General features: G+C 68.9%; 13 protein-coding genes. 6 read left to right on the top strand and 7 right to left on the bottom strand.

Annotation, left to right across the window (positions count from 1 at the left end; translation table 11 throughout):
• Positions 1-12: 12 nt before the first annotated feature.
• From AC5677_RS41315 to AC5677_RS41305, 3 genes are all read right to left on the bottom strand, one after another.
• Positions 13-240 carry a hypothetical protein gene (locus tag AC5677_RS41315; protein ID WP_497197058.1) on the bottom strand — a complete coding sequence of 76 codons (228 nt, stop codon included), beginning with the start codon at positions 238-240 and terminating at the stop codon, positions 13-15.
• Positions 241-402: 162 nt separating this feature from the next.
• Positions 403-981, bottom strand: coding sequence for a Uma2 family endonuclease (locus AC5677_RS41310; protein ID WP_497197057.1), 579 nt, complete (start codon positions 979-981; stop codon positions 403-405).
• Positions 982-1,057: 76 nt separating this feature from the next.
• A complete protein-coding gene (locus AC5677_RS41305; RefSeq protein WP_497197056.1) occupies positions 1,058-3,655 on the bottom strand; it encodes a hypothetical protein in 2,598 nt (865 codons plus the stop codon).
• 929 nt (positions 3,656-4,584) lie between these two features.
• Here AC5677_RS41305 and AC5677_RS41300 point away from each other — a divergent pair.
• Positions 4,585-5,289: a hypothetical protein gene (locus tag AC5677_RS41300; RefSeq protein ID WP_497197055.1), complete on the top strand. Its 705-nt coding sequence runs from the start codon at positions 4,585-4,587 to the stop codon at positions 5,287-5,289.
• Between the two features lie 50 nt (positions 5,290-5,339).
• Here the strand turns inward: AC5677_RS41300 and AC5677_RS41295 are convergent, their stop codons facing one another.
• The 4 genes from AC5677_RS41295 to AC5677_RS41280 form a co-directional block, all read right to left on the bottom strand.
• On the bottom strand, positions 5,340-6,281 hold the full coding sequence (locus AC5677_RS41295; protein WP_497197054.1) for an ATP/GTP-binding protein: 942 nt from the start codon (positions 6,279-6,281) through the stop codon (positions 5,340-5,342).
• Positions 6,275-6,841, bottom strand: coding sequence for a hypothetical protein (locus AC5677_RS41290; RefSeq protein ID WP_497197053.1), 567 nt, complete (start codon positions 6,839-6,841; stop codon positions 6,275-6,277). The genes AC5677_RS41295 and AC5677_RS41290 overlap by 7 nt, the downstream gene beginning before the upstream one ends.
• Positions 6,842-7,033: 192 nt before the next feature.
• Positions 7,034-7,555, bottom strand: a complete 522-nt coding sequence (locus tag AC5677_RS41285) for a P-loop nucleotide/nucleoside kinase family protein (RefSeq protein ID WP_497197052.1) — start codon at positions 7,553-7,555, stop codon at positions 7,034-7,036.
• A gap of 38 nt (positions 7,556-7,593) precedes the next feature.
• On the bottom strand, positions 7,594-8,346 hold the full coding sequence (locus AC5677_RS41280; RefSeq protein ID WP_497197051.1) for a GntR family transcriptional regulator: 753 nt from the start codon (positions 8,344-8,346) through the stop codon (positions 7,594-7,596).
• A gap of 347 nt (positions 8,347-8,693) precedes the next feature.
• Between AC5677_RS41280 and AC5677_RS41275 the strand changes: the two genes are divergently transcribed.
• From AC5677_RS41275 to AC5677_RS41255, 5 genes are all read left to right on the top strand, one after another.
• Positions 8,694-9,410, top strand: a complete 717-nt coding sequence (locus AC5677_RS41275) for a hypothetical protein (RefSeq protein WP_497197050.1) — start codon at positions 8,694-8,696, stop codon at positions 9,408-9,410.
• Between the two features lie 173 nt (positions 9,411-9,583).
• Entirely contained in the window at positions 9,584-10,057 is a 474-nt protein-coding gene (locus AC5677_RS41270; RefSeq protein ID WP_497197049.1) for a DnaJ-like cysteine-rich domain-containing protein, read from the top strand.
• A 345-nt stretch (positions 10,058-10,402) separates the two neighbouring features.
• Entirely contained in the window at positions 10,403-10,951 is a 549-nt protein-coding gene (locus AC5677_RS41265; protein ID WP_497197048.1) for a hypothetical protein, read from the top strand.
• A gap of 9 nt (positions 10,952-10,960) precedes the next feature.
• Positions 10,961-11,140 (top strand): hypothetical protein, encoded by a 180-nt coding sequence (locus AC5677_RS41260; RefSeq protein WP_497197047.1) that lies wholly within the window; start codon positions 10,961-10,963, stop codon positions 11,138-11,140.
• A gap of 154 nt (positions 11,141-11,294) precedes the next feature.
• Positions 11,295-11,882 carry a DUF6197 family protein gene (locus tag AC5677_RS41255; protein WP_497197046.1) on the top strand — a complete coding sequence of 196 codons (588 nt, stop codon included), beginning with the start codon at positions 11,295-11,297 and terminating at the stop codon, positions 11,880-11,882.
• Positions 11,883-12,014: the final 132 nt, after the last annotated feature.

Below are 12,014 nucleotides of genomic sequence, written 5' to 3'. Positions count from 1 at the left end.
CAACCGGTGCCGTTACGGGAAACGGATGAGATGCCCGCCCGTTGCGTCCCGTCCTGCGAAGCGGTTGGTGAACGCACGCAGGCCGGTTCCTGGAATCTCGTGGCACAGCTGGTGTTCCGCGCCGATCTGTACCCGCAGCTGTGCCGTCGCCTGGGCCTCCGCGGCTGCCTCCATCTCGTCCACTTCGGCAGCAACGAGCAACGGCGCCGCCAGCAGCAGCTGGGCCAGCCCGCCGACCATGCCACTGCCTCCAGCCCTCCGCCGACGGCCTGCCCCGGTTCAGCCCCGCCGTCGGCCTCCTCTGCGCTCGGACCGTACGGGGACCAGCGGCATGACGGTCGTGCCCCGCGGTGAACGTAGGAAACCGCCAGGTGTGGGGCCGCCCTCGGTGCGAGGGGGGTCTCAGGCGCTGTGCTGTGGCTGGGTGAGCCCGGCCGGGTCGATCTCGAACGCGAAGGGCTCGGTGAGGCTGGTGACCGTGCCGGGAAGTGCGGTCGCTGTCTCGACGTATCGTCCGCGGTCCAGTTCGCTGATGATCAGGCGCGGGGCCGGGTCGAATTCCAGGCGCCAGTAGTGCGGGATCGCGGCCTCCGCGTAGAGCAGTGGCTTGAGCTTGCGGTCCATGGTCTTGTTGCCGGGCGAGACCAGCTCGATGACCAGTTGCACGGCGTCGGCGTCGATGCTGACGGCGTCCTGTGCGGTCGCGCCGGTATCGGCGACGACGATGTCCGGCACCACCAGGCCGGACGGCAGGAGCACGTTGATGGCCTCCAGGATCTCGACCGGTGCGTCGGCGGCTCGGGCCGCGGCGTCCAGGGCGACGTGGAGGCGGAAGCTGGCCCGCTGGTGGCGCAGACCGGGGGCGGGGGACATCACGAGCGACTCCCCCAGCAGTTCGTAGCGGGTCGCGCGGTCTTCCGGCAGGGCCAGGACCGCGTCAACGGTCCAGGGCCCGTGGTGCGTAAAGCTGGCAACGCTCATCCCTTCACCTCCCATCACGTACTGACAGTGTGGCCCAGCGCCGAGGCCGGTGTCTGCTGTCAGCGGTCTCCGGGCCTCACGAAACGGCACCGGCCAGCCGGGCGAACCGCTCTGCCCGGCTCAGGCCCGCGGCTTTGCCCTCGCAGGCGGCACATCGGCATCCGGCGGGTGGCTGGCCGATGAGAGTGAGGCCGCAGTCAGTGCAGGTCCAGGCTCCCTGCGGACGCCGCGCAGGTGTGACAGTGGCACGGGCTTGGGCGGCGCCGGCTTGGTAGGCATCGGACCGTCCCTGGAGTGTGGGTTCCATGGGCTGTGCCGGGGTGTGGGCGACGCGCCATGCCTTGCTGCGGGTGGCGAGCAGGTGCTCGGCGGTGCGGGTGCGTGCCTGGTCGGCTGCCTCAGCGGCCGCCAGCTGTGCGGTGTCGAGATCCGGGTACAGGTGGCGGCGGCGCATCTGCGCCGCGTGGGCCTGGTCGGCCTCGGCACTGGCGAGGAGGCCCCGGGCGAGCGTGTTCAGCGCGTCGGCCCGGTATTCGTTGACGATGTCGTTGGCCTTCAGCTTTGCGGCCAGCGCGATCATGATGTCGTTGCCGCCTGCGGCCTCGGTCTGGGAGCAGGCGGCCTGGATCCGGGTGCGGGCCTCCGCCTCAGCGTGGCTGACGAGAGCGGCGGTGAGGTCGGGGTCATCGCAGCTGCCGGCCGCGACCGCGGTGACAGCCTGCAGGAGCAGCTTCTCGGACTCCCGGTAGTCCCGGCACACTTGGCACAGGCCAGCCGCCTCCGGTTTGCCGCACTCGATGCAGGGCATGGCTCGCCGGACCTGCTCAGCCGCTTCGGCTGCTTTCCGTGCTGCTTTCCTGTCGGCTTGGAACTGCACCTCGGCCGCCTCAGCCTGTCGGCGCCGTTCTTCGACCTGAGCGAGCTCCTCGTTCACGGCTTCGCGCACCTGCTGCGCGATGGCCTCGCGCAGCTGCTCCGGTGTGGCCTCGGGCCTGCGGGTCCTGACCTCGTCGGCGATGCGGCGGCGCAGTCTGCGGCGGTCTGCAACCATCTCCTCGCAGCGCTCGCAGACGGCGCCGGAGTGCATGAGGGTGCCCTCGTCGCACCGCTGATCACCGCAGTGCGAGCGGGAGGGCAGGCCCCGGTGCAGGAGCCAGCCGACCGGGTCCTTGACCCCAGACGCCCGTCCCTTCTGGTCAGTCAGACGGCGCGTCAACCGGTCAGCGAGGTACGCCTCCGCCCGGTCATCACCGACCCAGCTCGCGACACGCCACAGCTCGCGGTAGGTGGCCTCTTCCACCAGGTCTCGGGCGTGGGACCGGTCCAGCCGGTCCCACAACGCCTCCACCGGAGCGAGAGCCACCTGCAGCTCATGACGAGGCCGGGGAACCCTCCCTCGCAGCCTGCTGTGGTGAGACCCGCCCATGTCGACGAGTAGGCGGGCAGCAGCACCCTGCCCAGGTCCAGGGCTTCCGCCGTCCGTGGCCTGCTCCTGGCGCTCCTGCTGTGTGGGGATGGTGGGGGGAGTTGTTTGCATTTCCCCGCGCAGCGGGCGGTCCGCAGCACCGGTCGGCGGCACGGGCCCGGCGGCGGTGTTGGTCTCGGCGGTCTGGTCCTCGCGTGTGCACGCGCGTCCCGGCAAATTACCGGTCCCCCCACGGCTGTAGCCGGAAAAGCCACCACTACCTGCACCCTCATCCCCGAGATCAGCCATAGGTGCGTGGTAAGCGTGCAGTCCTGCAGAAGACACACCTGCTTCAGAGGCCGATCTACCCCTGTTGACCTGCGGTTTCGCCGCCTGCGCCGGGATCTGGTCCCCCCCTGCAGTTGTCGCACCCCGTCCCGGACGCGGAATAAGCCCTCCGGGCCGGCCCTCAGCCCGCCGGATCCGCCGCATCTCCCGGTACGCGGCCTCCACCGCAGGGATCACCAGCTGCTCCCGGCCGCCTGGTGTCACCCGGGCCTCCACCACGCCCGCAGCCACCAGCCGGGCCAGGACCTGAGCTCCCTCAGTCGGCGAACTCCCCAGCAGCCGCGCGATCGTGGCCGCCAGGCGCCCGTGCTCGTCCACCGCACCGCCGCACAGCCGCACCACACCCGTCGCACGCGACTCCAGCACCAGCAGCAGCAGCGCGAGGCGGTCCGTCGCAGCACTCCGGCCGGTGCGCGTGCCCAACAGCCCAGGCGGCGTCTGCCTACCGTCGCGGTGTGACCAGCCCGGCGCGCACACCGCCCCCAAAAGGCCCCACAGCACGGCGAACTCCACCTTCTCCAGCCGCAGAGGATTGTGGGCGGGCTGGTGGTGGCGGGCATCGAGCAGCGGCAGCAGCTGCCAGCGAATACCAGTGATCACCTGTGTGCCCGGCCGCATCTGGTTCTCGGAGTCGGTGATGTGCTCGCGGTCCAGATACGGGCGTACCTCATGTCCGATGGTCGACGCCGTCACCCCGACCCACCGGCCCAGCTCCCGAGCCGTCATCTCCACCGAGAGGTCTGCCGCCGAAATCTTCGCAGCCAGCGCCACCGCCGTCATCCGCACCGAATCCGGCGCACCCACCAGACCCGGCTGCCCCATCAGCTCATGCATCGCTCCCCGCAGCCGGTCCTTCATCGCGTCGGTGTGTGTCAGCGGATGCCCCGCCTCCCACACCGGCACCGCCTCCGCTGGCCGCACAGCAGTCGCCCTCCTACTCACGGCGGCCCCCTGCAGCCACGCACGCAGGCGCGGAATTGGGGACAGCGGCATCAACAGATGCGAACGGTGCAGGCTGGGCGTTGAACTTCGAGGTCACGTACAGAGAGGGGACCGCCGAACGGCCAGATGTGACACCTGACCAGGAAGAAATCTTCAGGCGACCCTGGAGCCGGTGCCTGGTGATCAGCCGGTGTCCATCGTTTGGCTTCTCGCCGAGCGGCTGGAACGGTGCGCTGATGGTGGCCGAAACCGACCCGCGCGACTGCAAAAAAGACCTATTGCGCGCCATTCGGGCATGGGTGGGCTGGCAATGGGGAGACCTGTGGTGCAAAATGACAACGCCTCCGAGCGCTAGTTGCTTGACGGCATAAAGAAGCGCCCTCGTGGTGCTTCACGGTTCGGGCAGAACCAAGATCGAATCGTTCGAAGCCGGGTGGCACCGGGTCGAACAACTCCTCCAGGAACGGCTGTGGCAGGCCGGACCGGAGATCAGACGGGGCGCTGCGCCAAGGTGAGTGGCATCACCAGGTGGCCAGGCCCCGGGCGGCTAGAAGTCCTGTTTTGAACAGGCGCCGCCCCCAGACTTACGTCATCTCGACCCCCGTCAGGGGCGAGGTGTGCCCGCGCCCGGACCGGCGCGGAAGCATAGAAAAGGCACCCAGTTTCCGGAGCGACGTGCAGGCCATCGCTACTACGGGAGTGGGTGCCTTGTGTGTCTGGCAGAGGGTACGGGTACCCTGATTCATGTCGAGACCATTCTCTGTAAGGTCTGCGGCCGTGCCCCGGAGTGCAGCCTCGCGGGGCTTAGCCATGTCTGTATTGATCTTATCCGCAGACACAGTACCCCCCTCGCGTCATGTAACGACACCCCGCCACATGCCGTGTCGGCCTTGCGTAGCACCTTCCTGATGCACCGCCAGCTCGAAAACGTTCCTACCCTTCGCGAAATCCCGGGAGCTCAGACCGGCATGATGAACAGCATGCACGCGACGCTGACCGACCCCCTGGACGTGGAGACCTTCGCCAAGCCGGCGCAGCAGCTCCGATTCGCCGCGGCGATGAACCGGATCGCTGACAGCCGGCCCCCAGGTGCCCCGGTGCGCGTCTACATCAGTGCGGCCCCCAGGACGATGAACAACCCAAAGTGGGACAGCTGGCTCGCGCAGATCACCGAGGAACTGCCCGACAGCGTCGAACTCCTCCACTACCGCAACGTCTTCACCGACGAACGGCCCTACAACTGGGACAGTCTCGTCGAAGAACTCGATGGCCTCGTCATCGTGGGCAAGCAGAAAAGGGCCGGCAGCCGGGTCTACCTTCTCGGGCCTATCGCCCGCCTCGAGCTCCGCTCGCTCATCGCTCAAAAGCCGGTGCTGCTGTACGGGCACAACCTCGGCCTCATTCCCGTCATCGACTGCCGGAGCCAGGTCCTCAGCCCGGAAGCCGAAGCGCCGCGGCTGAAGCTCATCGCGCCGAAGAGGTGGACGAACGACAGGACAACCCTCAAGGCTGCTTTGCATGCGCTCACCCCAGCCAGTGAGGGTGTTGGGGCCGGACAGGACACTGGCATGGGGGACCATCTCACCCATCCGTTCGTCGCACCCCCTCAGTGATCTCTCAGGACCGTCGACCGGACAGGCCGCAGGCGTTTCGTGGCCTCAGGTCAGTTGAGCACCCGCATCTGCCCCACGGTCGTCGCCACCGTTGACGCGCGGGTGGTGGTGAGCTCTCCGGCCTGTCCGGCGCCCGTCCAGTGCACTTTCCAGGTCGCGGTGGCTCTCACTTGGTAGCGGTGGTCGGGACGGTCGCTGGAGGAGTGCTGCAAGAGGTGCCCGCAGTCCGGCGACTTCTGCTTGCCGAACTCAGGCCGGTAAGGGGTGCCGGCCCCCATGCAGGTGACCGTCGTCCCGTCGCCCATCTCCCACCGGACTTGGGACACCGTGGCCGTCGCGTTCACGGTGACGGCCCCTGCGGAGGCGGTGGCCGTCACCGGACCGTAGGTGGCGCGGCCCTTGCGTGCCCACATCCACATCGGCATTCCGACGACGTACCGGCCTGCCGCCCGGGGACTGGCGATGTCCGGGCCACCCAGCCGCATCTTGCTGACTGCCTCCTGGGCGAGCGCCTGGAGGTCTGGCCCCTTAGCGTTCGGGGGAGCAGCGGCAAAGGTCACCCCGCCCATCAGCTCCCGTCCAGCTCCCGGGCACGACACCTCGTACAACGCGCCCTTGTCACCGGGTTTCCAGTCGTCGGGGATATTGTTGGCGATCTTCCACACCGGGTCGTCTTTGGCCGGCTGGGGCGTCATCGGTGCCCAGTAGCAGGCATCCGCCGAGTTGAAGGTCCCCATCCCATCCCGGTGACAGGGCACCGTCTTTCCGTCGATGGCGCAGCCCGACCCGCCGCCGGTCCTCCTAGGGCGGCTGTTGGTCTTCCCGGGCGGGGCGGGCGCCGGGGCCTTCGCTGTCAGATCGCAGTCCAGTCGGTCCGGCGGGCAGCTCACCGAGCCGCCGTCGGCGGCCGCGCCGGGAGCAGCGGCGAGCATCAGGGCAACCGCGACTGTGCCGACGCTTGCTGTTGCCCGCAGAGGGCGGCCGGTCAGCACGTCTGTCCCCGGTCGATCTTGGTGGTCCAGATCTTCCACGTTCCGCCGACCGTGACAGCGGTGGCGGTGTAGACGTGGCGGCGAGGGCCGGTGCCCACCGGCACCTCCTTGCCGCTCTTGCGCTCCACTTCGGTGTAGTGGCTGGTGTCCACGCAGTCCGTGATCGTCGCCTTCGCCGGTTTCGAGGCAGTGTCCACCGCGGTCACTCGCGGCGCGATGACCGGCTTACCGCGCATCACCGTGCCGTGGTCCTGGTAGTAGGCCAGCGTCACCCGGATGTTCGACAGCGCCGTGTTCGCCGCGTGCTGGGCGGCTGCCGGGTCCAGTTTCGCCTTGGCGTAGGTGCGGGTCCGCGCTTCCCACAGAGCCCGGTATGCCTTGAGAACTGCGGCCTTGTCTGCCGCCTGCGGATCAGTGGGCGAAGGCGAGGAGGAGGCCGCCTGGTTGGTCGTCGCGGGCGCCTTAGCGTCCGAGTTGCCCGAGCTGCCACATGCGGTCAGAACCAGCAGCGCTGCAGCGGCGAGCAGCCCTCCGGCGGCGCGTGATGATGCGGTGGTCACAAGGCCTCAGTCCCCCAGATGATCGGCCAACCTCAGATCCGCACGGTACCTCTGAGCGGCTGAACGGTCACAGAACATACCGGTTAGCCCAGTACTACCGGCCTGGCTGAGGTGACGGCCCCCGTTTGCGGTCGGCCCTCACACGCCCGGATCGGACGAGGACCGCGGCGCAGCCCATGTGAGACATGTCGATCAGGCTGGAGCGTCCGTGGTCGGTAGGGCAAGGGCTGCCAGGACGGTTGTGGGGTGACCGTCGTAGACGAGGTGCGGTTCGAGGGATGTTGGTGGATGAAAGCGGCCGGCGAACCTGCGCAAATCCTCTTCGGAGAACTCGATTGAGTTCGCGTCCACAGCGGCGTCCTGGTTCCGCGTTTGGATTCGTTTCCACCGGACTTCGTGCGATACGGGTAGGTACACCAGCAGCGGGGCGCCCCCGGCCTGCGTCGCATAAGTCCGCCATTCGCTTCGCTCCTCCGGCGTCCAGAAGCCATGATCGACTACCACGTCCTGACCGTCGGACAGTCGCCTGCGCAGCTCCGCGGCAATGTCACGTAGGACAGGCGCTTCTCGGACACGGAATTGGCCGCGCGGAAAATCGGTGCCGTATCGCCCGTACCTCCGAAACATCTCTTCATCTGGACACATCCGGACCAGGCCATGCTCGGCAAGGGCCTTGGCAAGGCGTGTCTTACCAGCGCCGGGCATAGCGCTCATCAGAACGCATCGTGGAACACGCGCTTCGTTGCACCGGCTCACAGCACTACATCCGACGTATCGAACCTGGTCCGGCCAGGCGCACCGACGTCCACGCCATGCTCCAAAGGCTGCTCGTGGTCGTCGAGGAACGTTGACGAGAGGACGAGAACGGCAGCCACGGTCCCCGGCTCCAGTTCCAGGTTTTCGATGTCGCGATCAGTGGCGAGGCGAGCCGCGGTTGTGTCTCGGCGGGTTGTCACTCGGCGGCCTGTTTTGTGGGCAATCAAGTCCAACGAAGTGCCGTCCTTGAGGCGTTCGGCATGCAGAAGCTCGGGGAGCTCCTGAGCAAAGGCCCCGGGGATCCAGGACGTGGAGTGCGCCACGACACCGTGACCGTCACGGTACGTGCGCGTCCGCTGGATGACGCGGTCGCCAGCACGCATTCCGAGCGCCTCGGCGACATCATCCGGTGCTGCTACGAGCTGTGCGGCATGCGAATCTGATCGCTCTCCATCGCCCCACGAGGACCCCGTCCGCCGACCGCGATCCAGCCGCTGTCCCCCGGACGACAGGGGGGCCGGCGGGCCCAGCACCTCGCTGCCAATGCCCGGTGCCGAACGGATCAGGCCCTCGCTGCGCAGGACATTCAATGCCTTATCGACGGTCGCCCGGCTGACGTCCCACTCCTCAGCAACACGTCTCGCCTGGGGGAACCTCTCGCCTGGGGGCAGATCCCCCCTGTAGATCGCCTCCCGGTAGTAATTCGCGATTTGCCGGAACGGGGCCGTTACCCCGGTGATCTTTGGCATCTAGGCCGGCCCTCTCACATCGATCCCTTGGTACTTGCTGTACATGCATAGCTTAACGCTTGACGGCCTAGGCCGACATAGGCCAAGCTAGGCCATGTCGGAACCGGTTCTCTCATCCGGCACCGCCCCAGGGCGGCGGCAGATGAGGGAGCTGGATCCTCGGCCCCACAAAACTTCATAGCCCGTAGAGCTTTTCCGAGGTGACGAACCATGAGATCCCTCGCCGGCTACGGGAGCACCACCACCGCGATGCGGTGTCCACGCCCCAGGAATGCGTCATCGCCCTGGCACGCGGAGACCGGCTCGCCCACCCACCCTCTTTCCGCGAACCTCGTTCGGGAGCTCTCATGAAGCCCAACCTGACCCGCGACCCTCTGAAGATCAGCAGCCTCCCCGTCCACCACCTCCAGCTGCGCGTCAATGAGCACCGCTCGCTCGTCTGTCCTGACTGTGAGGAGTGGCACCCGGTTCGCCGCGGCGTTGTGTGGCCCCACCGCCTGGAGCGCACCGAGCGCGGCAAGAACGGTGCCAAGTGCCCCGGGTCGGCCCGCCGCGTCGTCATCGACATCGACCTCGAGGCGTGGGGCCGGGCAATGGCGGAGGCGTCGGCCTCCGCGACCGGCCGGCGCAGCACCAAGGTGACCCGGAAGCCGACGGCTCCCACGGCCGCCCCCGTCGGTCAGCTGGCTGCCGTCATCGCATGCCAGGGCCCGACGGCCGTATCGCGGCTCGCTGTGGTGTTGGAGCGGGCGCGCGGCGCCGTCGCGGCGCACCGCGTCTCCTGCCCGATGTGCTGCAACGGCGCACGGTGCGCGGCGGGCGGGGAGCTGGAGCGGCGACGCGCTGAGACCGAGGCCACCTGGACGCTCGCCCGTGAGCAGCAGGCGCGTGCTGAGGGGGCCGCGGAGAAGCGCCAGCGGCACCACCGTGAGCAGCAGGCCCGTACCCGCCGTGCGCAGTGGCAGAGCCAGAAGCAGGCCGTGAAGCGGAAGGTGCCTGCCGGGGCGGTCGCGCCGATCGTCGGCGTCGATGTGCCGCTGGAGCCGCTGCGGATCACCGCCTGACGAACGACGAATCAATTGGCCCCGGAAGCATCTTCCGGGGCCAACTCGCTTTTACGAACTACTCCGCGTGCGCCATCCCCCGTGTGGATGGCGCACACGGGGTTGCTCGTCCGAGCAGCCTCACGGCGACAGCCCCCGGGTGCGACCAGGGGCTGTCAGTACCAGGACCTGAAGTGGAGGACCTGATGACCGACAGCATGACATCCGTGATCACCCGGCCGAACAGCGGCGTGTTCGACGACATCGCGTTGGACCGTCTGCACGCCGAGGTCCAGCACCGCCGGCGCACCGCCGATGCCCTTGTCCCCGCCTCCCGGCGGGCGGCACGCACACTCGATGCGATGCGGGATCGTCTTCCCCTTCCTCCTCTTCCTGCGTTCGCGGCGACGGAGGAGGACCTGAACCGGGAGTTGGAGGATCCGGGGGAGGGCTGGGACCAGGCTGTACCCCCGACCGTGCTGCCGCAGGCCGCCGGTGGCGTGATCTTCGGTGATGGTCGCGTCGGCGTCGACGTGGCGATGAGCGTGTCCTGCCCGGATTGCGGTGGCGAGGGCGGACGGATGCATGACACTTCCGACGGGGGAGTGCTCCGCCAGACCTGGCACACCTGCAGCACCTGCCGCGGCACCGGGACGCTGGGCCAGTGACCACGCAGGCACCCGTGCGGTGCGATGACTGCCAGGGCACCGGCCGCCAGTAGCCGCCCGCAGCCGTCTGGCGCGGCGGGGAAGGCCAGCCGCCGAACGCGGCCGGGGCCATCGCGCCGCGCATCGCACCACATCCCGGCAGGACCTCTCGTGCTCGACTCCTGCGGCATACGCCGCGCCCGCGTCGCCCGCAGTTGGCGGCGCGGGCTCTCGCACTTCACGGACTCGCACACCCGTACACCCGCATGTTGCTCGCCGCTGCCGCTGTTGCGGCGGCGGGCTTGTGGGAGGCCGGCCACCGGGTCCGTGACCTCCATCCACCTGCACTTTCACAGGGACATCGTCATGGAACAGCCCAACACCCCTCCGACCCCGCCGGTTTCGCGGTTCACCGCTGACAAGGCGCGCAAGATTTTCGCTCCGGAGGTCGGCCCGCGGGTCATCGGAGGCGTCTACTCCTGCGCCTACTGGCAGACGACCTACCGCGTTGCTGGCATCCACTACGGCCCGGACGCGCTGGCCGCGATCGGCTGGGACGCCGGATGGGCCATCACCGTCCAGGACGCCCAGGGCGTGCGAACCCACTGCACCGCCTGGGCCGAGGAGGACAAGGCCTTCGTGTCGCCGCCGTGGGCGGTCGTGTACCGGGCGGCGCACGGTGCTCTGCCCCTGGACCACTACAGCAACCTCCAGGCCGCCCGCGCCCACATCGCCGACCTGATCGAGCGCGAGGAACCCGGCGCGGTTGCGGTGTGGCTCGCGGATGACGTCGAGGACCCGCTCAGCACCCTCGAGGCGCACCTTTTCGGGCGGCACGGTGAGCCCGAGCCCACCGAATACGTCATCACCCCGCTGACCGTCGCCGACCGATACGACCCCGCGGTCGACGAGTAGGCGGGCGCCGTGGCTGACGACCTCTACACCCGCTACATGCGCGCCCACCAGGAGCTGCGTATGCACACCGGCGCCTGCGCCGACTGCACCGACACCGCCCGGTGCCCGGTCGGCGAGCGGCTCTACGAGAGCTTCGCCCGCCTCCAGGACGCCCACCTGGGGCGCCAGCAGCGCCGGCACAGCCCGTGACTTCCAAGCCGGACGCCTGAGAGATCGGGCTGGTCAACCGCGTCACAACCGCCGCCTGTTGGTTGCCCGCTGCGCCCCTCCGCCACGTCGGCCGGAGGGGCGCAGTCGCAGGGGAGCCGGACAGTCCGGACCACAACTCTGAGAGAGGGCCCCTATGCCCAAGACGACGATCGCTCCCGCCGAACCCACCGCCGCCGCTGTGGTGTTCACCGACGAAACGCTGCGCAAGGCGGCCAACCTGGCCGCCGACGCCTACCAGCCGGTGTGGACCGGCCCGTCCGGCGAGGAGTCCTCCGGCGAGATGCTGGCCCGCCACATGGAGGCCACCGTCACCCTCCTCGACAAGGACGGCTGGATCCGCGCCTACGACTACCGCACCGGACAGCCGACCGGCGCGGACCTCGCCGACATCGACTCGATGACCACGAAGGACATGGTCAAGACCCTGCTGCGCCTGGTCCGCGACGATCTGGGCACCGACCCGCAGCGGACTCTGTCCGGCGGCCTGCGACAGGTCGGTGAGGCTGGGCTCCACGGTGATTCGGACACCGCCCATATCGCGACCGGGATCCTGGATCTGCTGATCCAGGCCCACACCGGATCGGCGACCGCCCGCGCCACGCCGTGGTCGGAGCGGCTCAGCCGTACCTATGCGGACATCGTCGCGCTGCTGACTGCGGGTGCCTGCTTTGCCCGCACCTACGGGCCCGGTGCTGCCGGCGCCCCGGAGCGGGTGGCCTGACCCCTCCGCAGCACTGCCGGGAGCGGCCGCTCACACCTGCGGCGGCCGCTCCGGCAACACCCCCTATCCCGCCTGAGCTGGCCGATCGGCGCAGCTGCTAGACCCCCGCGGCCCGCCCAGCATCTGGGCGGG

This window comes from Streptomyces sp. JLSY215, assembly GCF_059682825.1.
This window is presented reverse-complemented; position numbering and strand designations above follow the sequence as displayed.